The following is a 26,750-nucleotide window of genomic DNA, read 5'->3' on the forward strand; positions in this document are numbered from 1 at the left end:
TCGACGCATGCTGCGCTGGTTGACCGCGGGGGAATCCCATGGCCCGGCCCTCACCGCGATCGTGGAGGGCCTGCCGGCCGGCGTGCGCGTGACCTCGGACGACATCGCCGAGGCGCTGCGCCGCCGCCGACTCGGACATGGGCGGGGCGCCCGCATGAAGTTCGAGCAGGACCAGGTCACGATCCTGGGCGGGGTCCGGCACGGGATCACGCAGGGCGGCCCGGTGGCCGTCCAGGTGGGCAACACCGAGTGGCCCAAATGGGAGACCGTGATGTCGGCCGACCCGGTCGACCCCGACGTCCTGGCGGCCCAGGCGCGCAACGCCCCGCTGTCACAGCCGCGGCCGGGCCACGCCGACCTGGTCGGCATGCAGAAGTACGGCTTCGACGACGCGCGGCCGATCCTGGAGCGCGCGAGCGCCCGGGAGACCGCGGCGCGGGTGGCGCTGGGCGAGGTCGCCAAGGCGTTCCTGCGGCAGGCGCTGGGCGCCGAGGTGCTCAGCCACGTGGTGTCGCTCGGCGAGGTGGCGGTGCCCGAGGGCGCCGGCCTGCCCGAGCCCGATGACCTCGCCGCGGTGGACGAGAGCCCGGTGCGGTGCTTCGACGCCGCCACGGCGGACGAGATGATCAAGCACATCGACGATCTCAAGAAGGCCGGCGACACGATCGGCGGCGTGGTGGAGGTGCTGGCGTACGGGCTGCCGCCGGGCCTGGGCAGCCACGTGCACTGGGACCGCCGCCTCGACTCGCGGCTCGCCGGGATCCTCATGGGCATCCAGGCGATCAAGGGCGTGGAGGTCGGCGACGGCTTCACCACCGCGCGCCGGCCGGGCTCGCGGGCCCACGACGAGATCGACAACACGCCGGAGGGCATCCGGCGCCGCACCAACCGCGCCGGCGGCGTGGAGGGCGGCATGACCACCGGCGACGTGCTGCGCGTCCGGGCCGCGATGAAGCCGATCTCCACGGTGCCGCGCCGGCTCGACACCATCGACGTCAGGACGGGCGAGCCGGCCAAGGCCATCAACCAGCGCAGTGACGTGACGGCCGTCCCGGCCGCCGGGGTCGTCGCCGAGTCGATGGTGGCGCTGGTCCTGGCCGACGCCGCGCTGGAGAAGTTCGGCGGCGACTCGGTCGAGGAGACCGCGCGCAACGTGCGGGGATACCTGTCCGCACTCGCGATCAAGTAGAGATCCTGGGGTTATGACGCAACCGAAGGCCGTCCTCATCGGGCCGCCCGGCTCCGGCAAGTCGACGGTGGGCGCCGCGCTGGCCGAACGGCTGGGCCTGGTCCTGCGCGACACCGACGCCGACACCGAGGCGGCGGCGGGCAAGCCGATCGGCGAGATCTTCATCGACGACGGCGAAGAGCACTTCCGCGGGCTGGAGAGCGAGGCCGTCCGGGTCGCGCTGGAGGAGCACGAGGGCGTTCTGGCGCTCGGCGGCGGGGCGATCCTGTCGGCCGAGACGCAGCGGCGGCTCTCCGGCCACACCGTGATCTACCTCCAGGTGGGCCTGTCGGAGGCGGTCAAGCGGGTCGGCCTGGCCTCCGCGCGCCCCCTTCTGGTGCTCAACCCGCGCAGTCAGCTGCGCAAGCTGCTGGAGGAGCGGCTGCCGATCTACGAGCGGCTGGGCACCATCATCGTCGCGACCGACGGCCGCGACCCCGGCGAGATCGTCGAAGAGATCGTCAAGGAGCTGGAGCGGGCGTCGTGAGCGAATCGCGGGTGCACGTCGGCGGGGCCGACCCGTACGACGTCGTGATCGGCACCGGGGTGCTCGGCGAGCTGCCCGGCCTGCTCGGCGAGCGGACGCGGACCGTAGCGGTCGTGCACGCCGAGGGGCTGCCGGAGATCGCGCGGCCGGTGTGCGGGGCGCTGGAGCGGGCGGGCCACACCGTGCACGCGCTGCCGGTGCCGGACGGCGAGGCCGCCAAGGAGTCCGGCGTGCTGGCCGGGCTCTGGTCGCACTTCGCCCGGCTCGGCATGACCCGTTCGGACGCGATCGTGGGCGTCGGCGGCGGCGCCACCACCGACCTGGCGGGCTTCGCGGCGGCCTCGTGGCTGCGCGGCGTCGAGGTCGTCCTGGTCCCGACCACCCTGCTGGGCATGGTCGACGCGGCGGTGGGCGGCAAGACCGGCATCAACATCCCCGAGGGCAAGAACCTCGTCGGCGCCTTCCACCCGCCCGCCGGGGTCCTCTGCGACCTGGCCACCCTCGTCACCATGCCGCACGACGACTACATCAGCGGCCTGGCCGAGGTGATCAAGGCGGGCTTCATCGCCGACCCGAAGATCCTCGAGTTGGTCGAGGCCGACCCCGGCGGCGCCGCCCGCCCGGACGGCCCCCACACGCGGGAGCTGGTCGAACGCGCCGTGCAGGTCAAGGCCGACGTGGTGTCGGCCGACCTCAAGGAGAGCGGGCTGCGGGAGATCCTCAACTACGGCCACACCCTCGCGCACGCCATCGAGAAGGCCGAGGACTACCGCTTCCGGCACGGGCACGCGGTGGCCGTCGGCATGGTCTACGCCGCCGAGCTGTCCCGGCTCGCCGGCCGCCTCCCGCGGGACGTCGTCGACCGGCACCGCGCGGTGCTCTCGGCGGTCGGCCTGCCGACCTCGTACGGCGCGGACGCCTGGCCGGGCCTGCGCGCCACCATGACCATCGACAAGAAGTCGCGCGGCGCGACGCTGCGTTTCGTCGTCCTCGACGGCATCGCCGCGCCGGGCCGCCTCGAGGGCCCCGGCGAGGACCTGCTCGCCGCCGCCTACCAGGAGGTCGGCCGATGAACACCGCGGGCGGCGGCATGAGCGGAGCGAACCGATGAACACCGTTCTTGTGCTGAACGGGCCCAACCTGCGCCGGCTGGGCGTGCGCGAGCCGGACGTCTACGGCGCCGCCTCGTTCGACGACCTGGTCGCGCTCTGCCGCGACACCGCCCGCCGTCTCGACCTGCACGCCGAGGTGCGGCAGACCGACGACGAGGCGGAGATGGTGAAGTGGGTTCACCAGGCCGCCGACGAACGCATCCCGGTGATCATCAACCCGGCGGCGTTCACGCACTACTCCTACGCGCTGCGCGACGCGCTCGCCCAGCGCACCGCGCCGCTGATCGAGGTGCACATCTCCAATCCCGCGGCGCGCGAGGACTTCCGCCACACCTCGGTGGTGGCGGCGGTCGCGACCGGCACGATCGCCGGTTTCGGCCTGATGTCGTACGTGCTGGCCCTCCAGGCCGTCGCCGAACTGCTCGCCGAGAAGAAGGACGACTGAGTCAGCGTCACGTTCCCGCCGTTCCCGCCGTTCCCGCTGTTCCTGCTGGCGTGCCAGCTCAGGCCGGCCGCGCGCACGGCGGAGCCGGCCGCGCGGCCGTAGGGCTCAGGCGGTCGTCGCGGCGACCGTCATCATCTTGAGCTCGGCGACCACGTCGTCGAGGGGGCGGACGTCGCGGTGGGCGCGGCACAGGATGGTGGCGCCCTCGACGGCGGCCACGATCATGCGCGCCAGCCGTCCGGCGCGCTCGTCCGGGACGCCGCCGTTGGCCAGGCAGGTGGCCAGGGTGTCCTCCCACCGGTCGAACGCGGTCGCGGCGGCCTTGGCGAGCTGCGGCGCGTCGTCGTGCGACTCGACGGTGACCGCGACGACCGGGCAGCCCGCCCGGAACTCGCTGCGCACCAGCACCTGCCGCCACCACGCCACGAACGCGTCCACGGCGGCCGCCGGGTCGCCGCCCTCCGCGGCCGCCTGGATGCCGGAGTTGAGGAACTCGCCGGCGTAGCGCACGGCCTCCTCGGCGAGCTCCACCTTGCCGCCGGGGAAGTGGTGGTAGATCGATCCGCGCGGCGCGCCACTGTGCGCGATCACGTCGCGGAACGCCGTGCCGCTGTACCCGCGCTCGCGGAAGAGATAGGCGGCACTGCGCACCATGCGTTCGCGGCTGTCGGTCCCCATGGCCCCGATTATGACATTCGTCATAAGCTTTTCGTCTTGACTATGATGAGCGTCATAGAAAGTCTGGGTTATGACGGTCGTCATACCTAATCGGGGGTGGATGGTGGAGCAGGCGCGGACCACGGCGGGGCTCGAGCAGCTCAAGGAGCTCATCAACATGGGCGCCGAGCAGGGCATCGGCATCGGGAGCCTGCTCGGCATGACCGCCGAGACGCTGGAGCCCGGACGGGTGGTCTTCGTGCTCACCCCCCGGGCCGCGTTCAGCAACCCGCTGGGCACGGTGCACGGCGGCATCATGTCGACGCTGCTCGACTCGTCCATGGGCTGCGCCGTGCACACCTCGCTGCCCGAGGGGTCGGCCTACACGACGCTGGAGCTCAAGGTCAACTTCGTCCGCGCGGTGTCGCCGGACGCGGGCCCGCTGCGGTGCGAGGGCACGGTCGTCCACCTGGGCCGCAAGGTCGCCACGACCGAGGGCCGCATCCTGAGCGCCGAGGGCAAGCTCGTCGCGCACGGAACCAGTACCTGCATGGTCCTGCCGGCACCTACCCGCGAGTAGGGTTCGAGGCGACAAACGGAATAGAAGGAGCCCGGCATGATCGACCTCCAGCGTGACGGCGACGTCTTCGTCCTGCGCTTCGACGACGGCGAGAACCGGTTCAGCCCCGGTTTCCTGGACGCCGTGGGCGACGCACTCGACACGGTCGAGAAGAACGACGGTCCCGGCGCGCTGGTCACGTCCGGCACCGGCAAGTTCTACTCCAACGGGCTCGACCTCGACTGGCTGAGCGCCAACCAGGATCGGTTCGAGGACTACCTCAAGCAGGTCAACGCCATGTACGCGCGCTTCCTGTCGCTGCCGCTGCCGACCGTCGCGGCGATCAACGGGCACGCGTTCGCGGGCGGGGGCATGCTCGCGCTGGCGCACGACTTCTCGGTCATGCGCACCGACCGCGGCTACTTCTGCCTGCCCGAGGTCGACCTCGGGATGAGCTTCACGCCTGGCATGAGCGCCCTCATCCAGAGCCGCCTCACCGCGCCGGTCGCGCACGAGGCGATGATCTCCGGCCGCCGCTACGCCGCCGAGCAGGCGCGGGCCGCGGGCATCGTCCAGGAGGTCGCGCCCGAGGCCGAGGTGCTCCCGAAGGCCGTCGAGCTGGCCGCCTCGCTCGCGCCCAAGAACGGCAAGGCCGTCGGCAAGATCCGCAGGGACATGTACAGGGACACGCTCGCGGCGCTGCACGGACCCGTCTTCGCCTAGGCCGCCGCGATCCGCCCGGAACGCGGTACGTTACGTTCGACTGAACCAGATTCGGTTTGAGGAAAGGGAGCCCGGTATGCGCATCGGAATGCCGCTCAGCTATTCAGGCGGCTTCAAGGAGGCCGCCGACGAGCTGGCCGACTTCGAGAAGGCCGGTCTCGACATCGTCTACGTGGCCGAGGCCTACAGCTTCGACGGCGTGAGCCAGATGGGCTACATCGCGGCCAAGACCGAGCGCATGCAGATCGCCTCGGGCATCCTCAACATCTACTCCCGGACGCCGACCCTGCTGGCCATGACCGCGGCGGGCCTCGACTACGTGAGCGACGGCCGCTTCACGCTGGGCATCGGCGCGTCCGGCCCGCAGGTGGTCGAGGGCTTCCACGGCGTGCCGTACCACGCGCCGATCGGCCGCCAGCGTGAGGTCGTCGAGATCTGCCGCAAGGTGTGGCGGCGCGAGCGCCTCCAGCACGACGGCAAGTACTACAAGCTGCCGGTCCCGGCCGACCAGGGCACCGGCCTCGGCAAGCCGCTCAAGCTGATCAACCACCCGGTGCGCGCCGACATCCCGATCGAGATCGCCGCCATCGGCCCCAAGAACGTCGAGCTGACCGCCGAGGTCGCCAACGGCTGGCAGCCGATCTTCTACCTGCCGGAGAAGGCCGCCGACGTCTGGGGCCCGTCCCTGGAGGCCGGCAAGGCCAAGCGCGACGACTCCCTCGGCGAGCTCGACATCGTCGGCCAGGCGCCGCTGGCCATCGGCGACGACGTCCAGGGCTTCCTGGAGTTCGGCCGCCCGATGGCCGCGCTCTACATCGGCGGCATGGGCGCCAAGGGCAAGAACTTCTACAACGACCTCTGCCGCCGTTACGGCTGGGAGAAGGAGGCCGAGGAGATCCAGGACCTCTACCTGGACGGCAAGAAGGACGAGGCCGCCGCCAAGGTGCCCTACGAGCTCCTGGAGAAGATGTCGCTCATCGGTTCCGAGGGGCACGTGCGCGAGCGCCTCGCCGCCATGAAGGAGTCGGGCGTCACCACGCTGAACGTGACGCCGATCGCCGGCGACCACAAGGCCAAGCTCGCCCTGGTCGAGAAGGTCAAGGCGATGGCCGCCGACCTCTAGGCAGGCTCCGAGGGCCGGTCCCGGCGGACGGGCGACCAGCGAACCGCGCGGCGGCGTGCCCCCTCGGCACGCCGCCGCGCGGCGGTTCTCTCCGGCGGTTCTCTAGAGGAGCGCGTGGACCTCCTTGGCCACGCGCTCGCCCGAACGGACCGCGCCGTCCATGTAGCCGGTCCAGTAGCCGGACGTCTCGGTGCCCGCCCAGTGCACGAGCCCGCACGGCGCGCGCAGCGCGGCGCCGAAGTCGGTGAGCACGCCAGGCGCGGCGATGCCGACCGGTCCGCCGCCGCTCCACGTCTCGTTGTCCCACCGCTGCATCGCGGTGAGCGCCGGCGCCTTGGCCCGGTCGCCGAAGAGCTTGCCGAACGAGTCCAGCGCGGCGGCCTTCACCTCCTCGGGGGAAGCGGCGTCCAGGCGGCGGATGTTGGTCTGGTTGATGAAGCCCATCAGGATGCCGCGGGACCCGTCCGCCGGGCTGTTGTCGAACGTCACGTCGATGACCCCGCTGTCGGCGATCGACTGGCCGGTGAGGCCCTCCGCCCGCCAGAACGGGGTCTCGTACACGCCCACGAACTTGGCGATCGAGCCCATCGGGTACCGCTGCATCAGCTGGAGCCGGCTCGCCGGCAGCACCGGCGTGAAGTCGATCTTCCCTGCGATGGCGGGGGACATCGCCACGATCACCCGCTCGGCGCTGACGGTGATCCCGTCCGCCGTGACCGTGACCCCGCCGTTCGTGCTCGCGATGCTCCGGACCGGTGCGTTGTAGCGGACCCGGTCCCCGAGCCGGGCCGCCAGCCGGATCGGCACCTGCTCGGGGCCGCCGGCGAACCGCGTCTCCTGCGCGCCGTTCTTGACGTTGATGAGGCGGTCCACGTTGCCCGGGCTGGTCTCGTTCCCCGACGAGGCGATGTAGTTGAGGACGTACAGCAGCGACACGTCGCGCGAGCGCACCGACAGGGTCGAGCTGATGAACGCGTCCATCAGGAAGCGGGCGCCGTTGCTCAGCGAGTTGGACCGCGACCAGGTGTAGAACGTCTGGCTGTCCCACTCCTCGGCCTTGGGCGCCTTCCACGGCTCCCCGACCGGGATCTCCTTGGCCATGTTGCCGAGGCTGACGAGCGCCAGTTGCAGGTCCACCACGCCCCAGTCGGGCGGGACCGCGCCGAGGATGCCGTCCGTCGCGTACAGCGAGCGCTTGCCGTTGCGGTAGTAGACGTTCTTGCCGGTGTTGTACGTGGGGAACGTCTCGACGCCCATCTCCGCGGTGAGCGCGGCCATGCGGTCCTGGGTGGGCCCGATGAACTCGGCGCCGCCCTCGCTGGTCGTGCCGTCGCCGAGCGGCAGCCCGTACACCCGCCCGCCCGGCCGTTCCCTGGCCTCGAGGACGATCACCGAGCGGCCCGCCGCGACCAGGTCGCGGGCGGCGGTGAGCCCCGACAGCCCGGCCCCGACGATCACCACGTCCGCGCTCGCGGCGGTGGTGGTGGCGGTGGTGGCGGTGGCGCGGGCGGACGAGGCGGGGATCGCCGACATCGCGGCTCCGGCGGCGGCGGTGAGCGCACCGGTGCCGAGCAGTCTTCGGCGGCTTACTCCGGTCACGGGGGTCCTCCTCGGGGGGAAGGCCGGGGGAGCGCCGGCTGCGGGGGATTTTTGATCACTCGACTACGAAACGTAGGGGGATCCGCGCGCGCCGGACAAGAGGAAGCCGAGGCTTCTTCATGTTCTGTGACCAACTAGAGTCCAGGATCATGGGGGATCTCCACAACGCACGGCGCGGGCGGCTCACCGCGCTCCTCGCCGGCCACGACGTCGACGCCCTGCTGGTCACCCGGCTGGTCAACGTCCGCTACCTGACCGGCCTGGCCAGCTCCAACGCGGCGCTGCTCGTCCGCGCCGACGGGCCCGCGGTGCTGGCCACCGACGCGCGCTACGCGGGCATCGCCGCCGCGGTGAGCCCCGACCTGGAGCTGGTCGTCGACCGCCGGACCGCCCAGGCCCTGACCGAGCTGGCCGCCGACGGCGGCGTCCGGCGGCTCGGCTTCGAGGCGCACGACGTCACCGTCGAGAAGCACGCGGAGCTGGCCGCCCTCGACCGCGGAGTGGAGCTGCCGCCGCTGGGCCGGCTGGTCGAGACGTTGCGGACGGTCAAGGACGAGGAGGAGCTGGCGCTGCTCCGCGAGGCGTGCGCGATCACCGACCGCGCGTTCGAGGAGATCCTGCCGATGGTCCGGCCCGGCGTGACCGAGCGGGAGATCGCCGTCACGCTGGAGCGCCGGATGGTCGACTTCGGCGCGGAGCGGCCCGCGTTCGAGTCGATCATCGCGTCGGGCCCGCACGGCGCGATCCCGCACCACCGGCCGGGCGAGCGCGCCCTCGAGGCCGGCGACCTGGTGACCATGGACTTCGGCGCCCTCTACGGCGGCTACCACGCCGACATGACCCGCACCGTCGCCGTCGGGCGGGTCGCCGGGTGGCAGCGGGAGATCTACGAGCTGGTCCGGCGCGCCCAGCAGGCCGCCGTCGACGCCGCCCGCCCCGGCGCGGAGACCAAGGCCGTCGACGCCGCGGCGCGTGACCTGATCAAGGAAGCCGGGCACGGCGACGACTTCCCGCACGGGCTGGGGCACGGCGTCGGCCTGGAGATCCACGAGGCTCCGCTCATGGGGTACGACAAGACCGGTAAGCTGATGGATCGAGTTCCCGTCACCGCCGAACCCGGGGTCTATCTCGCGGGCCGGGGCGGGGTCCGGATCGAGGACACTCTGGTGGTCCGCGCGGACGGGCCGGAGCTTCTCACGACGACGACCAAGGAACTGCTCGTACTCTGATCCACGCGGGCGGGTCCGCAACCAGGAGAAACACGTGGCGACGACGAACGACCTGAAGAACGGCATGACGCTGAGGATCGACAACCAGCTCTGGACCGTTCTGGAGTTCCAGCACGTCAAGCCAGGCAAGGGCCCGGCCTTCGTCCGCACCAAGATCAAGAACGTGCTCTCCGGCAAGACCGTCGACAAGACCTTCAACGCCGGCACCAAGGTCGAGGTCGCCAGCGTCGACAAGCGGGAGATGCAGTACCTCTACCGCGAGGGCGAGGACTTCGTCTTCATGGACACCGAGACCTACGACCAGCCGCACATCCCGGCCGCGGTCGTGGGCGGCGCCAGCGACTACCTGCTGCCCGAGGGCAGCGCGGTGATCGCCTTCAACGACGAGAACCCGCTGTACGTCGAGCTGCCCGCCGCCGTGGTGCTCCAGATCACCGAGACCGAGCCCGGCCTGCAGGGCGACCGCTCCACCGGCGGCAGCAAGCCCGCCACCCTGGAGACCGGCGCGCAGATCCAGGTCCCGCTGTTCATCACCACGGGCGAGAAGGTCAAGGTCGACACCCGCTCCGGCGAGTATCTCGGCCGCGGCTGATGTCCGCGCGCACCAAGGCTCGCAAGCTCGCCCTGGACATTCTGTTCGCGGCCGAGCTCCGGGAGGAGCGGCCGACCGAGGTGCTCACCCAGCGCGGCCGTCCCAACCAGGACGAGCTGGCCGAATACGACCACGCCGTCCGGTTGATCGAGGGCGTCCAGGAGCACCAGGAGCGCATCGACGAGCTGATCGCCACCTACGCCACCGGCTGGACGCTGGAGCGCATGCCGGTGGTCGACCGCAACATCCTGCGGATGGGCACGTTCGAACTGCTGTACGTCGACGACGTCCCGGACGGCGTCGCGGTCAGCGAGGCCGTGTCGCTGGCGACCGAGCTGTCGACCGACGAGTCGCCCCGGTTCGTCAACGGCCTGCTGTCACGACTCCAGCAGCTCAAGCCGTCCCTGACGCTCTAGGGTTGGGGGCGGACATGAGCGAAGTGAGGGGTGCAGCCGTGACCGCCCAGCAAGCCAAGCGGATCCGGGGGAGCGGCCGGGTGCGGAGCGCCGTCCTGTGGGACGCGCTGCGCACCGTCCTGGACCGCATCGCCCCCGAGGGGCCCAGCGACGTGGTCGACGTCGGCGGCGGCACCGGCGGTTTCGCCGTGCCGCTCGCCGAGCTCGGCCACCGGGTCACGGTCGTCGACGCCAGCCCCGACGCGCTGGCCGCCCTCGAACGCCGCGCCGACGAGTCGGGCGTCACCGTGAAGGCCGTCCAGGGCGACGCCCGCGACCTGCCCGACCTGCTGGGGGCCGACGCCGCCGACCTCGTCCTCTGCCACAGCGTGCTGGAGTACGTGGACGACCCGGCCGCCGCCGCCCGCGCGCTGACCGCCACCGTCCGGCCCGGCGGCTCGGTCAGCGTCCTGGTCGCCGGTCAGGTCGCCGCGGCGCTGCACCGCGCCGTGGCCGGGCACTTCGACGACGCCCGCCAGGTCCTCACCGACCCCGACGGGCGCTGGGGCGAGGGCGACCGCATGCCCCGGCGCTTCACCCGCGAGACCCTCTCCGCCCTCGTCGCCTCCGCCGGCCTCACGGTCGGCGAGCTGCACGGAGTCCGGATCTTCGCCGACCTGGTGCCCTCGGGCCTGATCGACGGCGAGCAGACGGGTGCGGCGGGGCGTGGCCACGGGGGCGAAACGCGTGCCGCCGAGGCCCTCATCGCGCTGGAGTCGGCCGCCGCCGTCCACCCGGTCCTCCGCGAGCTCGCCACCCAGCTGCACCTGCTCGCCCATAAATGAGCCGCAAACAGCAGCTGCACCGGCCGGGACCGCAGCCGGGGCCGCCGGCCGACGACACCGGCTGCTCGATCCTGCACGTCGACATGGACGCGTTCTTCGTCAGCGTCGAGCTGCTCGACCGCCCCGAGCTGCGCGGCCGGCCCGTGATCGTGGGCGGCGTCGGCCCCCGCGGCGTGGTCTCCGCGGCCTCCTACGAGTCCCGCCGCTACGGCGTGCACTCGGCCATGCCGATGAGCCGCGCCCGCCGCCTGTGCCCGCGGGCCGTGGTGATCCCGCCGGACCACACCAAGTACGGCCGCGTCTCCCGGGCGGTCTTCGAGATCTTCGAGTCGTTCACGCCCCTCGTGGAGGGCCTCTCCCTCGACGAGGCGTTCCTCGACGTCTCCGGCGCCCTCCGCCGGCTGGGCCGTCCCGCCCTCGTCGCCCAGATGATCCGCGAGCAGGTCCAGGCCCAGCAGGGCATCACCTGCTCGGTGGGCGTCGCCAGCACCAAGTTCGTCGCCAAGCTCGCGTCCACGCACTGCAAGCCCAACGGCCTTCTGGTGATCCCGGCCGACAAGGTGGAGGAGTTCCTCCACCCGCTTCCCGTCGCCGCTCTGTGGGGCGTTGGGGAGCGTACAGAGCAAAGTCTGCTGCGGCTGGGCCTCCGCACGGTCGGCCAGCTCGCCCAGACGCCCCTGGCCACGCTCCAGCGGGAGCTGGGCAACGCGCTGGGCGGCCACCTGCACGAGCTCTCCTGGGGCCGCGACCCCCGCGAGGTCGTTCCGGAGACCGCCGACAAGAGCATCGGCGCCGAGGAGACGTTCGACACCGACATCGACGATCCCGAGGTCATCCACCGCGAGCTCCTCCGCCTGGCGGAGAAGGTCGGCGCGCGGCTGCGCGCGTCCGGAAACTCTGGCCGGACGGTGAGCGTCAAACTACGCATGGCGGATTTCAAGACGATCACCCGCTCCCGCACGCTCCGCGAGCCCACCGATCTCGCTCGTGTGATCTACGTCACAGCGCGCGAGCTCTATGAGGCGGCGGGCCTCGAACGGGTACGACTCCGTCTGGTGGGAGTCCGGGTGGAAAACCTGGTCCCCGCCGACCAGGCTCCCCGCCAGCTGGCGTTCGGTGAACCCGAGACCGGCTGGCGTGAGGCCGAACGAGCGGTGGACCAGGCGGCACACCGGTTCGGAAGCGGTACGGTCAGGCCGGCCGCCCTGGTCCGTAAACAGGAAGACACCAGTGGTTCTGGTGACGCAAGAGGACGGTGAGATGACCGGCATCTGGTCCGCGGTTGGCCGTTTGCTTTCGTACGCTTGTCGGGCCTCGTATTCTGGGCATATCACCGTTGAGGTTCCTGTCCTGCATCGGATACCCCGTCGCGGGGCTGTCGTTGGGAGGCGCCGTGCCGCTGTCTGAGCACGAACAACGCATGCTCGAGCAGATCGAGTCGGCGTTGTACGCCGAGGATCCGAAGTTCGCTCACGCGGTTCGCTCGACCAACCCCCAGGTCCACTACAAGCGCCGGATCGTCAAAGCCGCCCTCGGCTTCGTGCTGGGCGTCTTCGCACTCATGGCGGGCCTGGTCATCAACGCGGGCCCGGCCACGATCGCGATCAGCGTGACCGGCTTCGTTCTGATGGTGGTCTGCTGTGTCTGGGCCCTGTCCAGCTGGAAGCGCATGACCGGAGTTGGCACCGAGCCGGAGCAGCAACAATCCTCCGGCCCCGCCAAGTCCGGCTTCATGGACCGGATGGAAGAGCGCTGGCGTAAGCGCACCGAAGGCGAGTAGACCGACGGCGCGGCCGCCCGGCGGCCGCGCCTCGCCCTCGGTTAGCGTAGCCATGCCCTGACGCGTCCCCACAAGCCCCACCCAGACCTGCGCCCTACCCCGTGCCTGTGCCCGGGATGACCCCTGCCCGCGGCCACCCGCGCGGGCGGGGCGACGGCTATTTGCGGCGGCGGGGGAGGGTGGGGATGCGGGCGTTGAGGCGGCCCAGGAAGTCGAAGCCGCGGGTGGTGGCCTGCCGGAAGTCGGACATGGTGGAGGACGGGAGCAGGCGGGCCCTGATGCGGGTGCGCCGGCTGACCGAGGCCGACATGGCCGTGCGGACCGTGCGGACGTCGCCGCGCAGGTCGGGGGCGGGCGGGATGTCCCGGGCGTAGCGGGCGACCTCTTCGGCCCGGGCGATGCGGTTCAGCGCCTGCGAGGCGGGCTGGTCGAGCTCCAGGAGCTCGCCCAGACGGCGGGCGGCGGCGCGGGGGCTGTCGCTGGGACGCCAGGTGACGCCGTGGTCGAGGGCGTCGGCGTGGACCTCGTTCCACGCGGCGTGCGCCTGGCTCGACGCGATGAGCGCCTGGCTCGACGCGATGGGCGCCGACCCGGCCGCGGCCTCGAGGGTGACCGTCGACCAGCGGCGGCGCCGGGTCAGGGCGCGGGCGGCCATGGGGGACGCCAGGAGCATGATCACCAGGACGGTGCCGATGATCCATCCCAGCGGGAGGGGGCTGTCGTCCTGCCGGGTCTCGCCGGCCCCGGTGTCGGTGGTGTTGTCGTCGGGCCTGCGGTTGGGGTCGGTCGTGGCGTCGGGGCCTTCGGGCAGGGCAGTGGAGGACTCCGGGGCGGGCGCCTCGGTCGGCTCGCTGGTGGTGGGCTCGGCCGACTCCTGGGTGTAGACCGGGGTCGAGGCGGTGCCCTGGTTGCCGAAACCGGACGGGGTGGGCTCGAAGCGCACCCAGCCGGCGCCCTCGAAGTAGAGCTCGGGCCACGCGTGCGCGTCCTTCGCGCGGACCTCCCACTCGCCCGGGCGTACCTGGGTGCCCGAGGTGTAGCCGATGGCCACGCGGGCGGGGATGCTGAGCATCCGGGCCATGATGGCCATGGACGCGGCGAACTGCTCGCAGTAGCCGCGCTTGCCGTTCAGCACGAAGTAGGCCAGGTCACTGGTGGACTTGGGCGCGGGCGGGTCGAGGTCGTAGGTGTAGCCGCCGGTCTCGGTGAACCAGCGCTGCAGGCGTACGGCCTTCTCGTAGTTGGTGGTGGCGTCCTTGGTGAGGCTCTCGGCCAGCCGCCGCACCTGCAGCGGCATGGGCCGGGGCAGCAGCGTGTAGCGGCTGAGGACCTCGGGCGGGTAGGTGTCGGCCTCGGCGAGCTGGCTCGCGGTGGGCCGGGGACGCAGGCTGGTCACGGTGTACGAGCGGCCGCCCGCCGAGTCGCGGAGCGAGTAGACCATCAGGGACGGCGAGTGCACCCGCCAGTCGCCCTTGATCTGGACACGGTTGGGCGCGTACGGGAGCGGGAGGAAGTCCACCTTGCGCACGTTCCGGGAGACCTTGACGCGGGTGGTCACCGCGTGGAACGGGGGGTTGAGGCCGGGGGGCGTCGGCAGGGTGCGGTCGGCGACGCGGTCCTCGGTCGAGCTCGGCAGGGCGCTGTAGGTCCACCGGTCGCCCTCGAACTTGTCGAGCGCGTACATCCGCAGGTATTCGGGCCGGTCGTCGTCATCGGTCCGGTAGGTCAGGATGACCGCCTCGCGGTTCTTGCCGTTCAGGTCGCCGCGCAGGCTGGCCGTGGGCTCGGGGGTCATGACGGTCTGCGAGCCGGTGCCGGTGCCGCCGCCCATGCCGAACAGCCCGCGCGGGTGGATGCCGGGGACGATCGTGGGGAGCAGCACCGCGACGGCCACGGCGCCCGCGCTGATGCGGCGCCCGCTGGCGGCCATGCCGCTGGAGTCGGGGCGTTCGGCGGACGAGCCCGACCAGCGGCGGGTGAAGACGGCCCGCCCCCAGCCGCCGATCTGCTCGCGGGAGTCGGTCATCAGGAGCATGAGGTAGCCGAACGCGCCGAGGCCGAACGCGATCCAGCTGACGCTGTCCTCCCGCACCGCGGCCGGCACGCTGTACATCGCGAGCAGCGGCAGCCCGGCGGGCGCGGAGCGACGCAGGCGCACGGCGAGGAGGTCGACGACCACGGCGACCAGACCGATCCCGGCCGCGGTCAGCAGCTCGATGCCCGGGACGAGGGGCACCGGCGCCGCGTACTGGTTGGCGGCCTGCCACCCGTCGCCCATCAGCTCGCCCAGGCGGCGCAGCGACGCCGGCGTGGGGAGGACGCCCAGCAGCGCCTCGGACGAGGCGAACCGCGCGTTCAGGTAGAGGTGCAGCGACGCCAGGCCGCCGAGCGCCCCGACCAGGGCGGGGGCGCGCAGCCGCCGCATGAGCACGCCGGCGCCGGCGACGACGACGACCGCGCCGAATCCCGACCAGAACCACGAGCCGCTGGAGTAGAGCGGGTAGAGCCCCACCGAACAGGCCAGGGTCGCCAGCGCGGCCATGACCGTCATCTTGATGCGCATCATCCGTCCCTGGCGAGATCCTCGGTGGCCTGGTCGGCCTGCGCCCAGGCGCCGCCCAGCTCGGCGGCGGTGCGCACGGTCACGACCCGCCAGCCGGCCGCGCGCAGCAGCCGGGCCGCCGGTTCGCCGGCGTCGTCGATGATCACGGCGACGCAGGTCGCGGTGCCGCGCCGTACCGCGGCGACGGTGCCGGCCTCGTCGGTGGTCAGCGCCCCGAAGACCGCGACGACCAGGCCGTCGCCCTCGCGGCCGTGGCCCATCGCGCCGCGCAGCGCGGCGAGCCCGGGGGTGAGGGTACGGCCGTCGGAGGTGCGGATCACCGCCAGCGCGTCGAGGAGGGGCCCCTCGAACGCGCCCGCGGACGCCACGGAGCGCGGCAACGCCTCGCCGGTGTCGGTCACGAAGCGCAGGCCCATCCCGGCCCGGCCCAGGTGCACGCCGACCGACGCGGTGACCGAGACCGCCTGCTCGAACGAGGCGCCCGGCCCGTCGCCGCGGTGCGCGATCCGGCGGGTGTCGAGGAAGAGCGAGCCGCTGCTCTGCCAGTGCTGCTCCTCGCGCCGCACCATCAGCTCGCCGCGCCGCGCGGTGGACCGCCAGTGCACCCGGCGCAGGTCGTCGCCGTGCCGGTATTCGCGCGGCGCCACGTCGTCCTCGCCCGCGCTGGAGATCGTCCGCGCCAGGCTGTCGCCGCCGCCGGTCCAGGCGCCGGTCAGCCGGCTCGGCGGCAGCGGCACGATCGTCGGCGTGACCGTCAGGGTGTCGGACAGGCTGAAGGAGCGGACCAGCTCCACCATGCCGAACGGGTCGGCCAGCCGCACGACCAGCGGCCCGACCCGGTAGCGGCCGCGCACGTCCGACCGGATCCGGTAGGTGAGCTCGCGGGCCCCGTGCGGCTCGATCCGGTCGAGCACGAACCTGGCCCGCCCGCCGAGCGTGTAGGGGACCTGGTCCTCGACCAGCAGCAGGCCGCTGGGCAGCCGCGACACGTTCTCCATCCGCAGGTCGACCCGCGCCTCGTGCCCGACCGGCAGGCGGGACGGGTCGAGGCGGCGCGCGCAGGCCAGCCGGTAGCGGGTGCGCGAGACCGCCAGCGTGCTCAGCAGCGGCAGGGCCAGCACGAGCACGCCCGCGCGCAGCAGGTCGCGCTCGCCGAGCACGAACGCGCACACGATGGCGGTCGCCCCCGCGGCCATGAACGACCGTCCTCGGGTGGTCAGTCCGGCCAGCGCTCTTCTCAAACCGTCACTCCAGGGGGCGGGTCACTTACGCGGGGACGGCACCGGGAGGCGGTTGACCAGCTCGGCCACGACCTGCTCGGGGCGCCGCCGTTCGACCTGGGCCTCGGCGGTCGGCAGCAGCCGGTGGGCGAGCACCGGCACGGCGAGCTCCTGGACGTCGTCGGGGAGGACGTAGTCGCGGTCGTCGAGCGCCGCGTATGCGCGGGCCGCCCGTACCAGGTGCAGGGTCGCGCGGGGGGAGGCGCCCAGGCGCAGCTCGGGGTGCTTGCGGGTGGCGCCGACCAGGTCGATGGCGTACTGCTTGACCGTGGGCGCGACGTGCTGGTGGCGCACGACGTCGATGATGTCGCGGACGTCGGTGGCGTGTGCGACCGGGGTGAGCCGGTCGAGGGGCGCGCTCTGCCCGTGGACCTCGAGCATCTCCAGCTCGGCGGCCGGGTCCGGGTAGCCCATCGAGATGCGCGCGGTGAAACGGTCGCGCTGCGCCTCGGGCAGGGGGTAGGTGCCCTCCATCTCCACCGGGTTCTGGGTGGCGATCACCATGAACGGCTGCTCGAGCGAGTAGGTGGTGCCGTCGACGGTGACCTGCCGCTCCTCCATGCACTCCAGCAACGCCGACTGGGTCTTGGGGGAGGCGCGGTTGATCTCGTCGCCGACCACGATGTGCGCGAACACAGGGCCGGGCTTGAACTCGAACTCCCGCCGCTCCTGGTTGTACGCGCTGACCCCGGTGATGTCGCTGGGCAACAGGTCGGGGGTGAACTGCACCCGCCGTACCGAGCAGTCGATCGACCGGGCGAGGGCCTTGGCGAGCATCGTCTTGCCGACCCCGGGCACGTCCTCGATGAGCAGGTGCCCCTCCGCGAACAGCACCGTCAACGCCAGCCGGACGACCTTGGGCTTGCCCTCGATCACCGACTCGATCGCGTCACGGATCTTGGTGGCGACCTGAGCCAGCCCGTCGAGCCCCGCGCTCGGGCCGCCGCCGTGCGGGCGGCGGCCGGGTGATCCCGGGGGGTCGGTCTCTATGTACGACTCGCCGTGAGTGCCTACTGCCACCAACAACCCTCCTCAGCCGAACGGCCGTACGTGAACGACAGTACGTGGTCGGACCGTTCGCCGCGATGTTTCGTCACTCCCGCAGCCCACCGGGACGTTCTTGTGGAACGGGTGAGCCCATTGTGCTGCACCTGGATCTGTGTCACACCCTCAAGAGCCACTCCACTTCCCTCCACACCGCCCCCGGAGGGCGGGCCGGAGGGCGGCTTGGAACGGTTCGACGGCCGCGGCCGCTCTCCGCCACGCGCCCGCCCCCCTCCGCCCCTCCGCTCCGCACCACCCCCTCTGACCTGCGATGTCTCGCGAGATTGTGACGCGCGACAGCTGTTTACACAGTTGACGGTGGGGAAGAGTGGAGTAGAGTGGGGCGCCGTGGGGGGCGGAAGCGCTCCACGCGGCGCGGGAGGTGGGGCCGATGTTCCTCGGCACCCATTCGCCGCGCCTCGACGACAAGGGACGGCTGTTCCTGCCGGCGAAGTACCGCGAGGAGCTGTCGGGGGGATTGGTGATCACGAAAGGCCAGGAGCGCTGCCTGTACGTCTTCCCTTTGGCAGAGTTCCAGCGCATCACCGAGGCCCTGCGCGCCGCCCCCGTCACGGAGAAGGCGGTCCGCGCCTACAGCCGCGTGTTCTTCGCCAGCGCGTCCGACGAGATCCCGGACAAGCAGGGCCGCATCACGATCCCGCCGCCATTGCGCACCTACGCGGGCCTGACGCGCGACTGCACCGTCATCGGGGCCAACACGCGCCTGGAGATCTGGGACACGCCGTCCTGGGAGACCTACCTCGAGCAGGAGGAGCAAGCCTTCTCCGAGATCTCCGAGGAGGTGTTGCCCGGGGTCCTCTGAGATTCGACTCGTCGGTCCGATGACCGGCATGGCCCACGTTCGGCCAGGTCTCCAGCCGCTCTCCAGCCAGCTGGCGCAGCTTCCCCGGTGCCAGACGGCGACCCCCCGCGGTAACGCGGTGAAACTTCCTCAGGGCAGCGGATGGGGACCTGGCCGGGCGAGGCCGCCGGGTCCGCCGCTTCAGGGGGAGCGGGCCGACGACGCGCCACACAGTCCGCGAGCGAGGTGGCAGCACAAGGGGGTGAACCATGGACGTGGGCGACCACGCGGCCGACGCCGGTCACATACCGGTCATGCTCGACCGCGTTCTGGAACTTCTCGCGCCCGCCGTGCAGGTCAGCGGCAGGGCGCCGGTCTACGTCGACGGCACCCTGGGCATGGGCGGCCACGCCGAGGCCATGCTCGACGCCCACCCGTCGCTCCGCCTCGTCGGCCTCGACCGCGACACCACCGCGCTCGAACGCGCGGGCCGGCGGCTCGCCCGCTTCGGCGACCGGGTGGCGCTCGAGCACGCGGTCTACGACGAGCTCCCCGAGGTCCTGCGCAGGCTGGGCGTCCCCGTGGTGGACGCGGTCCTGTTCGACCTCGGCGTCTCGTCCCCCCAGCTGGACGAGGCCCAGCGCGGCTTCGCCTATTCCTATGACGCCCCGCTCGACATGCGCATGGACCGTACCCAGAGTCTCACCGCGGCCGAGGTGGTCAACGGCTACCCGCCCGCCGAGCTGGCCCGCATCCTGCGCGAGTACGGGGAGGAGCGGTTCGCCCAGCGCATCGCGAGCGCGATCGTGCGCGAACGCGAGAAGGCCCCGCTCGACTCCACCAGGCGTCTCGCCGACCTGGTGCGCGTCTCGATCCCGGCCGCGACCCGCCGCACCGGCGGCAATCCGGCCAAGCGCACCTTCCAGGCGTTGCGCATCGAGGTGAACGGCGAGCTCGACACCTGGCGCCGGGCGCTGCCCGCCGCCCTCGCCGCGCTGCCGGTCGGCGGACGCGTCGTGGTGCTGAGCTACCACTCGCTGGAGGACCGCATCACCAAGCAGGTCCTCGCGGCGCAGGTCGCCGACACCACCCCACCGGACCTGCCGGTGCCGCTGCCCGAGCATCAGCCGCGTTTCTCGCTGCTGACGCGCGGTGCCGAGCTGCCGTCCGACGAGGAGACCACGACCAACCCACGGGCCGCCTCGGTGCGCATGCGCGCCGCGGAGCGGATCCGGGAGGCGACATGACCACGACGAGCACACGCGGGCCGGGGGCCGGCGGCACGACCAGGTCGCGGGGCCGCAAGCCCGCCGCGCCGGCCCGTCCCGACGACGAGGCCACGACCTCGGGCACGACCTCGGGCACGACGACGGCCAGGCCGCGTCCCGCCACCAAGGCCAAGCCCAGGACGGGCGACAAGCCCAAGACGGGGAGCAGGCCGGCCGGCGGCAAGGCCGCGGGCACGTCGACGGGCACGTCGACGGGCAAGGCCGCCGGCAAGACGGCGGCCAAGACCTCGGCCAAGACCGTCAAGCAGGGCACGCCCGCGCGCCCGGCCGTGCGCGCCGCCGCGCCGCCGCGCACGCCGTTCGTGCTGCTCATCGTCGGGCTGCTGGGCGGTGCGCTGGTGAGCCTGCTGCTGCTCAACACCGTGCTCGCCGAGGACGCCTTCCGGCTCACCGAGCTGCAGCGCTCCAACAAGCTGCTCGGCCAGCAGCGCCAGGCCCTCGAACGCGAGATCGCGCGCGAGGAGTCGCCCGAGCGGCTGCGCGAGAAGGCCGAGGCGCAGAACATGTCCAGGCCGGAGCAGCAGAGCTACATCGACCCGGTCAGCCGCGAAGTGATCGAGATCGGTGGATCGGTCCGCGCGCTGCCCAACGCGGCGGCCGCGGCGGCCGCGGCAGCGGCGGCGGCCGGGGTCCCGGGCGCGGTCGTGCCCGGCCAGGGCGTGCCGACCGCCCCCGGCGGCCAGACCACGACGCAGGCCGGCGTGCCGGGCGTTCCGAGCCGCCAGTCGCCGGTCGACGGTTCGGGGGCCGGTAGGCCGTGATCGGGCGGGACGAGCGGAGGACGCGGTGACGGCGGGGCCCGGGCGCGGGACGGCGGGACCGCCGCCCGGCCGTGGCGGCCGCGGTCCCCAGGGACGCGGCCGGGGGAGCGCCCCCGGCCGCGACGACAAGAGCGGCCCGGGCGCGGCGCGCGCGTCCGGGCGTCAGACAGGGAATCCCCCGCGTTCGCCCAACCCGCGGACGGGCAAGGACCGCGGCTCGGCGGCCCGGCGCACCGCGCGCGGCGGCACGGCCGTGCCGCCGCCGCGCAAGGCGGGCGCGGGCGGGAGCGGCACCGGCCGCACCGCCACCAGGCCGCCCGAGCGCGGCGGCACCCGCCCCGCGCGGCCCGGCGGCTCCGGCGGGCGGCGGCCACCGCCGCCGCGCCGCCCGCGCGTCCCGTTCCGGCGCCGCGACCCGATCAAGCGGCTCAACGTGGGGCTGCTGGTGCTGGCGTTCGTGCTGTCGCTGTTCGCCGGGCGCCTCGTCCAGCTCCAGACGATCGAGTCGGGCAAGTACACCGAGCTGGCGATGAAGCAGCGGCTCCAGGAGATCACCCTGCCCGCGGTGCGCGGCGACATCACCGACGCCGACGGCAACCCGCTCGCCATGACCGTCGAGGCGCGGGCGATCTTCGCCGACCCGTTCGTCATCAAGCCGGAGAAGCGCGCCGAGATCGTCAACGCGATCTCGCCCATCCTCGGCCTGCGGCCGGACGCCGTGCTGAAGTCCATCAGCAAGCCGCGCAGCCGGTTCGAATACCTCGCGCACGGGGTGCCGCCCGACAAGGCGCGGCTGGTGACGGCGCTGAAGTTCCTCGGCATCGGCACGCTCCCCGAATACCGCCGCGACTACCCCAACGACTCGCTGGCCGCCGACGTCGTCGGTTTCGTCAACCGGGCCGGCGACGGCGCCGCCGGGCTCGAGTCGGCGATGAACAAGCAGCTCGCCGGGCGCAACGGGGCGCAGAAGGTCGAGATCAGCCCGGACGGCCAGCACATCCCGATGGGCGAGGACCAGAAGCGGCCATCGGTGCCCGGCCGCGGGCTGCGGCTCACGCTGCTGCGCGACCTGCAGTTCACCGCGCAGCGCGCGATCGAGGCGCAGGTCAAGGCCTCCCAGGCGCGCAACGGCAGCGTCATCGTGATGGACCCGCGCACCGGTCAGATCCTGGCGATGGCCTCCTCGCCCGGCTTCGACCCCAACAACTACCTCAGGTCGCCCAAGTCGACCTGGGGCAACCCGATCGTGCAGGAGGCCTTCGAGCCGGGCAGCACCAACAAGGTCATCACCGCCGCGGCGGCGATGGAGCGGGGCGGCGTCCGGCCCGACAGCGTCTTCGAGGTGCCCTACTCGATCAAGCGCCTCGACCGCACGTTCCACGACTCGCACCACCACCCGACCCAGCGGCTGACCTTCGCCGGGGTCCTCGCCACGTCCAGCAACGTCGGCACCATCAAGGCCAGCGAGACGGTCAGCCCGGACGTGCTCTACCAGTACCTGCGCGCGTTCGGCTTCGGCGAGCGCACCGGCATCGGCCTCCCGGCCGAGACCGCGGGCCAGCTCAGCCCGCCCGCCCGGTGGTCGGGCACCGACCGCTACCCGATCTCGTTCGGGCAGACCGTGTCGGTCAACGCGCTCCAGATGGCCAGCGTCTACTCCACCATCGCCAACGGCGGCGTGCGGGTGGCGCCCCAGCTCATCGCCGGCACGATCGGCGAGGACAAGTCGTTCACCGCGGCCCCGCCGCCCGGGCAGAAGCGCGTGATCAGCGCCGAGACCGCCCGGCAGATCAGGGACATGCTGGAGGGCGTCACCAGCGACGAGGGCACCGCCGTCAAGGCCAAGATCGAGGGTTACCGGGTGGCGGGCAAGACCGGCACCGCCGAGATCGTCAACCCGGCCTGCGGCTGCTACGGCGGCGGCGGTTTCACCGCCTCGTTCGCCGGGTTCGCGCCCGCCGACGATCCGCAACTGGTGGTCCAGGTCGTCCTGCAGGCCCCGAAGCGGGGGAGCCACTATGGTGGCGATGTCGCGGCCCCCGTCTTCAAGGACGTGATGACCGCCGCTCTGAAGACCCGGAAGGTTCCGCCGACGGGGAGCAAAGCGCCGACCATCAAGATCCACGCCCGCGACTGACCACAGCGAGTACGCTCTCTCGCCGTGAGTCCAGCATCCACGCCCCAGCCCGGCTCCACGCCCCGTCACGAAAGAAACGCGATGCGCCCGACGAGCAATCCGGCCCGTCCGCTGCCCGGACTGGCGGCGCTTCTGGGAGCCGAGACGGCGGGCGACGTGGCGGGCGCGGAGGTGACCGGGGTCACGCACGACTCGCGTGCCGTGCTGCACGGCGACCTCTACGCGGCGCTGCCCGGCACCCGGATGCACGGCGCCGAGTTCGCCGCCCAGGCCGCCGCGGCGGGCGCGGCCGCGATCCTCACCGACCCCATGGGGCGCGCCCAGGCCGTGCGCACCGGGCTGCCGGTGCTGGTGGTCGGCCAGGTGCGGACGCGGCTCGGCGAGGCCGCCGCCTGGGTGTACGGCGAGCCCGTCCGGGATCTGACACTCGTCGGCGTCACGGGCACCAGCGGCAAGACCACGACCGTCTACCTGGTCGAGGCCGGGTTGCGGGCGGCCGGAGTGGAGACCGGTGTGGTCGGGACCGTCGAGATGCGGATCGGTGACCGCAGGGTGCCCTCCGCCCTGACCACCCCCGAGTCGACCGACCTGCACGCGCTGTTCGCGATGATGCGCGAGGAGGGCGTCGGGGCCGCGGCCATGGAGGTCTCCAGCCACGCGCTCGAGCAGGGGCGGGTCGGCGGCGCCGTCTACGAGGTCGCCGTCTTCACCAACCTCTCCCAGGACCACCTCGACTACCACCCGACGATGGACGACTACTTCGCCGCCAAGGCGAAGTTGTTCACCCCCGCCTACAGCCGTGTGGGCGTGGTCAACCTCGACGACCACTACGGCCGCCGCCTCATCGACACGGCCACCGTGCCGATCACGACGTACTCCTCGACCGGCGACCCGGCCGCCGACTGGCGGGCCGACGACGTGCGCCTGGGCGCCGACGGCAGCGTTTTCCGGGTCGTGGGGCCCGGCGGCATCGAGGCCGACGCCACGGTCCAGCTGGCCGGGCCGTTCAACGTCGCCAACGCGCTCGCCGCGATCGTCGCCCTCGTCGAGGCCGGGATCCCGCTGCAGACCGCGGTGACCGGCGTCGCCGCGCTGCCGGGCGTGCCGGGCCGCCTCGAACGGGTCGACGAGGGGCAGGACTTCGTCGCGCTGGTCGACTACTCCCACAAGCCCGGCGCGGTCGAGGCGGTGCTGACCTCGCTGCGGCCGGTCACCGAGGGCCGCCTGATCATCGTGCTCGGCTGCGGCGGCGACCGTGACCGGGGCAAGCGCCCGCTGATGGGGGAGGCCGCGGTCCGGCTCGCCGACATGGCGTATTTCACCGATGACAACCCCCGGTCAGAGGACCCGCTGGGCATCCTCGCCGCTATGGTCGAGGGCGGGCTGAGGGTGCCGCGGGAGCGGCGCGCGCACCTCGTCATGGAACCCGACCGGAGGGCCGCCATCGAGCTGGCGGTCGGCCGGGCCCGGCGCGGCGACGTGGTCGTCGTCGCGGGCAAGGGCCACGAGCAGGGACAGTACGTGGCCGGCGAGGTGTTCCCGTTCGACGACCGCGAGGTCGTCCGGGAGGCCCTGCGCGGCCTGAAGAATCTGAGAGGGGACGGGACGCAGGCGTGATTCCGCTTCCGCTGGCGACGATCGCGGAGCTGACCGGGGGGGTCCTCCACACGGAGCGTCCCGAGACGGTGGTCAGCGGTCCCGTCGTCATCGACTCGCGCGCGGTGGAGCCCGGCGCGCTGTTCGCCGCCTTCCAGGGCGAACGTGTGGACGGGCACGACTTCGCCGCCGCCGCCCTGGCGGCGGGCGCCGCCGCGGTCCTCGCGCAACGCCCGGTCGACGGCCCCGCCGTCGTCGTGGACGACGTGCAGAGGGCGCTGGGCGAGCTGGCCCGGGGCGTGCTCGGGCGGCTGCCCGGCACCACGGTCATCGGCGTCACCGGCTCGGCCGGCAAGACCTCCACCAAGGACCTCATCGCCCAGGTGGTGCGGCGCGCGGGCGAGACCATCGCGCCGGTCGGCTCGTTCAACAACGAGATCGGCCTGCCGCTCACCGCGCTGCGCGCCGACCCCGGCACCCGGCACCTGGTGCTGGAGATGGGCGCCCGCGGCGTCGGCCACATCGCCTACCTGGCGCGCATCGCCCGCCCGCGCATCGGCGTGGTGCTCAACGTGGGCACCGCGCACATCGGCGAGTTCGGCAGCCAGGAGATGGTGGCGCGGGCCAAGGGCGAGCTGGTCGAGGGCCTGACCGCGCGGGGCACCGCGGTGCTCAACGCCGACGACCCGCTGGTGCGCGCCATGGCCGCCCGCACCCCCGCCAAGATCGTCTACTTCGGGCGCACGCCGGACGCGCACGTCCGGGCCACCGACGAGTGGCTCGACGACGCGGGCCGCGCCCGGTTCTCCCTGGTGACCCCCGAGGGCACGCTGCCGGTCGCGCTGCGGCTGCACGGCGCCCACGCGGTCGCCAACGCGCTGGCCGCGGCCGCCGTCGCCCGGGAGGCCGGCATGGGGCTGCACGACGTCGCCGAGGCGCTCTCGGCGGCGGAGCCGGCCAGCCGGTGGCGCATGGAGGTCACCCGGCGGGCGGACGGGGTCACGGTCGTCAACGACGCCTACAACGCCAACCCGGAGTCGATGCGGGCGGCGGTCGACACCCTCGCCCACATGGCCCGGGGCGGCCGCGCCTACGCGGTCCTCGGTGAAATGGCGGAGCTGGGCGCCTCCTCTGTGGCAGAACATGCCAAGATCGGGCAGCATGTCGCGCGCAGCGGTTTGGCCGGCCTCGTCGTCGTCGGCGCGAACGCCGCGCCGATGGCCGACGGGGCCGAGCAGGTGGGGTCATGGACGGGAGAGTGCGTACAGGTGGATGACGTCGGCGCGGCGGTGACCGTGCTCAGGGAGCGGCTCAGGCCGCGGGACGTCGTACTGGTGAAGGGCTCTCGCGTCGCCGGGATGGAACGGGTCGCCACCGGCCTCCTCGTGGCCGACGACCGGGGTGAGCACGCATGACCAACATCATCATCGCCGCGGGCGTGGCCCTGGTGTTCGTCATGGTCGGCACGCCGGTGTGGATCCGCATCGTCAACCGGCTCGGCTACGGCCAGATGATCCGCGAGGAGGGCCCCGAGGCCCACCTCAACAAGCGCGGCACGCCCACCATGGGCGGCACGGTCTTCATCGTCGGCTCGCTGGTCGGCTACGCGGCCGCGCACCTGGCCACCCGGTCGATCCCGACCGTGTCCGGCTTCCTGGTGCTCTTCCTGATGACGGGCCTCGGCCTGGTCGGGTTCGTCGACGACTACATCAAGGTGTTCAAGCAGCGCAGCCTCGGCCTGCGCAGCGGCGCCAAGATGATCGGCATCATCGTCGTCGGCGTGGTCTTCGCGATCGCGTCCCTCAACTTCCCCAACGGGTACGACATCACCCCCGCCTCCCCGCACCTGTCGTTCCTGCGCGACTTCGGGCCCTCGATCGGCCCCTACCTCTTCGTGGTCTGGGCGCTGCTGCTCATCGCGGCGATGTCCAACGGCGTCAACCTCACCGACGGGCTCGACGGACTGGCCGCCGGACCGGTCGGCATGGTCCTCGCCGCGTACGTCATCATCGGCAACTGGCAGCTGCGCAACTCCTGCTACGACTACGGCCTGGCGCCCGGCTGCTACAGCGTGCGCGACCCGCTCGACCTCGCGGTCGTGGCCGCGGCCGTGCTCGGCGGCGTGTTCGGCTTCCTGTGGTGGAACGCCCCGCCCGCCAAGATCTTCATGGGCGACACCGGTTCGCTCGCGCTCGGCGGCGTTCTGGTCGGCCTGGCGATCCTCACCCACACCCAGTTCCTGCTCGCCATCCTGTGCGGCCTGATCGTGATGATCACCCTGTCGGTGATCATCCAGGTCGGCGGCTTCAAGATGACCCGCAAACGCGTCTTCAAGATGGCGCCGCTCCAGCACCACTTCGAGCTGTCCGGCTGGGCCGAGACGACGATCGTCGTGCGGTTCTGGCTGATGTCGGCGCTGTTCGTGGCGATCGGCCTCGGCCTCTTCTACCTGGAATGGATGCCCAAGCGGTGACGGAGGCGGTGGCCGGGGGGCCGGGCGGATC

Annotated in this window: 25 protein-coding genes; 20 read left to right on the forward strand and 5 right to left on the reverse strand. The window is 72.5% G+C overall.

What is annotated here, in order from left to right:
• The first annotated feature begins 7 nt into the window (after nucleotides 1-7).
• Genes aroC through aroQ form a run of 4 tightly spaced genes read left to right on the forward strand, consistent with a single transcriptional unit; the run spans nucleotide 8 to nucleotide 3,272 of the window.
• Nucleotides 8-1,189: a chorismate synthase gene (gene aroC, locus ABZ810_RS18960; RefSeq protein WP_358404539.1), complete on the forward strand. Its 1,182-nt coding sequence runs from the start codon at nucleotides 8-10 to the stop codon at nucleotides 1,187-1,189.
• Between the two features lie 13 nt (nucleotides 1,190-1,202).
• Nucleotides 1,203-1,715 (forward strand): shikimate kinase, encoded by a 513-nt coding sequence (locus tag ABZ810_RS18965; RefSeq protein WP_358404540.1) that lies wholly within the window; start codon nucleotides 1,203-1,205, stop codon nucleotides 1,713-1,715.
• Nucleotides 1,712-2,788 carry a 3-dehydroquinate synthase gene (gene aroB, locus ABZ810_RS18970; RefSeq protein WP_358404543.1) on the forward strand — a complete coding sequence of 359 codons (1,077 nt, stop codon included), beginning with the start codon at nucleotides 1,712-1,714 and terminating at the stop codon, nucleotides 2,786-2,788. Before ABZ810_RS18965 ends, aroB begins: the two co-directional genes overlap by 4 nt.
• Before the next feature lie 34 nt (nucleotides 2,789-2,822).
• Entirely contained in the window at nucleotides 2,823-3,272 is a 450-nt protein-coding gene (gene aroQ, locus ABZ810_RS18975) for a type II 3-dehydroquinate dehydratase (protein ID WP_358404545.1), read from the forward strand.
• A 105-nt stretch (nucleotides 3,273-3,377) separates the two neighbouring features.
• Here the strand turns inward: aroQ and ABZ810_RS18980 are convergent, their stop codons facing one another.
• Nucleotides 3,378-3,950 carry a TetR/AcrR family transcriptional regulator gene (locus tag ABZ810_RS18980; protein ID WP_358404548.1) on the reverse strand — a complete coding sequence of 191 codons (573 nt, stop codon included), beginning with the start codon at nucleotides 3,948-3,950 and terminating at the stop codon, nucleotides 3,378-3,380.
• A gap of 100 nt (nucleotides 3,951-4,050) precedes the next feature.
• Between ABZ810_RS18980 and ABZ810_RS18985 the strand changes: the two genes are divergently transcribed.
• The 3 genes from ABZ810_RS18985 (at nucleotide 4,051) to ABZ810_RS18995 (ending at nucleotide 6,334) form a co-directional block, all read left to right on the forward strand.
• Complete coding sequence (locus ABZ810_RS18985; RefSeq protein ID WP_358404550.1) at nucleotides 4,051-4,509, forward strand: PaaI family thioesterase; 459 nt, start codon at nucleotides 4,051-4,053, stop codon at nucleotides 4,507-4,509.
• Between the two features lie 36 nt (nucleotides 4,510-4,545).
• Nucleotides 4,546-5,211 (forward strand): enoyl-CoA hydratase/isomerase family protein, encoded by a 666-nt coding sequence (locus tag ABZ810_RS18990; protein ID WP_358404552.1) that lies wholly within the window; start codon nucleotides 4,546-4,548, stop codon nucleotides 5,209-5,211.
• Nucleotides 5,212-5,287: 76 nt separating this feature from the next.
• Nucleotides 5,288-6,334 carry an LLM class F420-dependent oxidoreductase gene (locus ABZ810_RS18995; protein ID WP_358404555.1) on the forward strand — a complete coding sequence of 349 codons (1,047 nt, stop codon included), beginning with the start codon at nucleotides 5,288-5,290 and terminating at the stop codon, nucleotides 6,332-6,334.
• A gap of 102 nt (nucleotides 6,335-6,436) precedes the next feature.
• Here ABZ810_RS18995 and ABZ810_RS19000 read toward each other — a convergent pair whose 3' ends face one another.
• Nucleotides 6,437-7,933 (reverse strand): flavin monoamine oxidase family protein, encoded by a 1,497-nt coding sequence (locus ABZ810_RS19000; RefSeq protein ID WP_358404557.1) that lies wholly within the window; start codon nucleotides 7,931-7,933, stop codon nucleotides 6,437-6,439.
• 149 nt (nucleotides 7,934-8,082) lie between these two features.
• Between ABZ810_RS19000 and ABZ810_RS19005 the strand changes: the two genes are divergently transcribed.
• From ABZ810_RS19005 to ABZ810_RS19030, 6 genes are all read left to right on the forward strand, one after another.
• Nucleotides 8,083-9,162, forward strand: a complete 1,080-nt coding sequence (locus tag ABZ810_RS19005; RefSeq protein WP_358404558.1) for an aminopeptidase P family protein — start codon at nucleotides 8,083-8,085, stop codon at nucleotides 9,160-9,162.
• Nucleotides 9,163-9,196: 34 nt separating this feature from the next.
• Nucleotides 9,197-9,754 carry an elongation factor P gene (efp, locus tag ABZ810_RS19010; protein ID WP_358404560.1) on the forward strand — a complete coding sequence of 186 codons (558 nt, stop codon included), beginning with the start codon at nucleotides 9,197-9,199 and terminating at the stop codon, nucleotides 9,752-9,754.
• Complete coding sequence (gene nusB / locus ABZ810_RS19015) at nucleotides 9,754-10,170, forward strand: transcription antitermination factor NusB (RefSeq protein ID WP_358404561.1); 417 nt, start codon at nucleotides 9,754-9,756, stop codon at nucleotides 10,168-10,170. The genes efp and nusB overlap by 1 nt, the downstream gene beginning before the upstream one ends.
• A 14-nt stretch (nucleotides 10,171-10,184) precedes the next feature.
• Nucleotides 10,185-10,994 carry a methyltransferase domain-containing protein gene (locus tag ABZ810_RS19020; protein WP_358404563.1) on the forward strand — a complete coding sequence of 270 codons (810 nt, stop codon included), beginning with the start codon at nucleotides 10,185-10,187 and terminating at the stop codon, nucleotides 10,992-10,994.
• The gene (locus tag ABZ810_RS19025) at nucleotides 10,991-12,253 is read left to right on the forward strand and encodes a DNA polymerase IV (RefSeq protein WP_358404565.1); all 1,263 of its coding nucleotides are present in this window, start codon (nucleotides 10,991-10,993) and stop codon (nucleotides 12,251-12,253) included. The genes ABZ810_RS19020 and ABZ810_RS19025 overlap by 4 nt, the downstream gene beginning before the upstream one ends.
• A 134-nt stretch (nucleotides 12,254-12,387) precedes the next feature.
• A complete protein-coding gene (locus ABZ810_RS19030) occupies nucleotides 12,388-12,774 on the forward strand; it encodes a DUF3040 domain-containing protein (protein ID WP_358404568.1) in 387 nt (128 codons plus the stop codon).
• Nucleotides 12,775-12,931: 157 nt separating this feature from the next.
• Here ABZ810_RS19030 and ABZ810_RS19035 read toward each other — a convergent pair whose 3' ends face one another.
• From ABZ810_RS19035 to ABZ810_RS19045, 3 genes are read right to left on the reverse strand one after another with little or no spacing between them, the layout of a single operon-like run.
• On the reverse strand, nucleotides 12,932-15,337 hold the full coding sequence (locus tag ABZ810_RS19035; RefSeq protein WP_358404571.1) for a DUF3488 and transglutaminase-like domain-containing protein: 2,406 nt from the start codon (nucleotides 15,335-15,337) through the stop codon (nucleotides 12,932-12,934).
• On the reverse strand, nucleotides 15,337-16,578 hold the full coding sequence (locus ABZ810_RS19040; RefSeq protein ID WP_358404573.1) for a DUF58 domain-containing protein: 1,242 nt from the start codon (nucleotides 16,576-16,578) through the stop codon (nucleotides 15,337-15,339). The genes ABZ810_RS19035 and ABZ810_RS19040 overlap by 1 nt, the downstream gene beginning before the upstream one ends.
• A 21-nt stretch (nucleotides 16,579-16,599) precedes the next feature.
• Nucleotides 16,600-17,535, reverse strand: coding sequence for a MoxR family ATPase (locus ABZ810_RS19045; protein ID WP_358405495.1), 936 nt, complete (start codon nucleotides 17,533-17,535; stop codon nucleotides 16,600-16,602).
• A gap of 517 nt (nucleotides 17,536-18,052) precedes the next feature.
• Here ABZ810_RS19045 and mraZ point away from each other — a divergent pair.
• From mraZ to mraY, 7 genes are all read left to right on the forward strand, one after another.
• A complete protein-coding gene (mraZ, locus tag ABZ810_RS19050) occupies nucleotides 18,053-18,484 on the forward strand; it encodes a division/cell wall cluster transcriptional repressor MraZ (protein ID WP_358404574.1) in 432 nt (143 codons plus the stop codon).
• 248 nt (nucleotides 18,485-18,732) lie between these two features.
• Nucleotides 18,733-19,710 carry a 16S rRNA (cytosine(1402)-N(4))-methyltransferase RsmH gene (gene rsmH / locus ABZ810_RS19055; protein ID WP_358404575.1) on the forward strand — a complete coding sequence of 326 codons (978 nt, stop codon included), beginning with the start codon at nucleotides 18,733-18,735 and terminating at the stop codon, nucleotides 19,708-19,710.
• Complete coding sequence (locus ABZ810_RS19060; protein ID WP_358404578.1) at nucleotides 19,707-20,513, forward strand: hypothetical protein; 807 nt, start codon at nucleotides 19,707-19,709, stop codon at nucleotides 20,511-20,513. The genes rsmH and ABZ810_RS19060 overlap by 4 nt, the downstream gene beginning before the upstream one ends.
• A 25-nt stretch (nucleotides 20,514-20,538) precedes the next feature.
• Complete coding sequence (locus ABZ810_RS19065; RefSeq protein ID WP_358404579.1) at nucleotides 20,539-22,650, forward strand: penicillin-binding protein 2; 2,112 nt, start codon at nucleotides 20,539-20,541, stop codon at nucleotides 22,648-22,650.
• 81 nt (nucleotides 22,651-22,731) lie between these two features.
• The gene (locus ABZ810_RS19070) at nucleotides 22,732-24,267 is read left to right on the forward strand and encodes a UDP-N-acetylmuramoyl-L-alanyl-D-glutamate--2,6-diaminopimelate ligase (protein WP_358404581.1); all 1,536 of its coding nucleotides are present in this window, start codon (nucleotides 22,732-22,734) and stop codon (nucleotides 24,265-24,267) included.
• Nucleotides 24,264-25,661 (forward strand): UDP-N-acetylmuramoyl-tripeptide--D-alanyl-D-alanine ligase, encoded by a 1,398-nt coding sequence (murF, locus tag ABZ810_RS19075; protein ID WP_358404582.1) that lies wholly within the window; start codon nucleotides 24,264-24,266, stop codon nucleotides 25,659-25,661. The genes ABZ810_RS19070 and murF overlap by 4 nt, the downstream gene beginning before the upstream one ends.
• Nucleotides 25,658-26,719 (forward strand): phospho-N-acetylmuramoyl-pentapeptide-transferase, encoded by a 1,062-nt coding sequence (mraY, locus tag ABZ810_RS19080; RefSeq protein WP_358404585.1) that lies wholly within the window; start codon nucleotides 25,658-25,660, stop codon nucleotides 26,717-26,719. The genes murF and mraY overlap by 4 nt, the downstream gene beginning before the upstream one ends.
• Nucleotides 26,720-26,750: the final 31 nt, after the last annotated feature.

Origin of the sequence: Spirillospora sp. NPDC047279 (genome assembly GCF_040643285.1) — a bacterium.
In the GTDB taxonomy this organism is placed as follows: domain Bacteria; phylum Actinomycetota; class Actinomycetes; order Streptosporangiales; family Streptosporangiaceae; genus Spirillospora.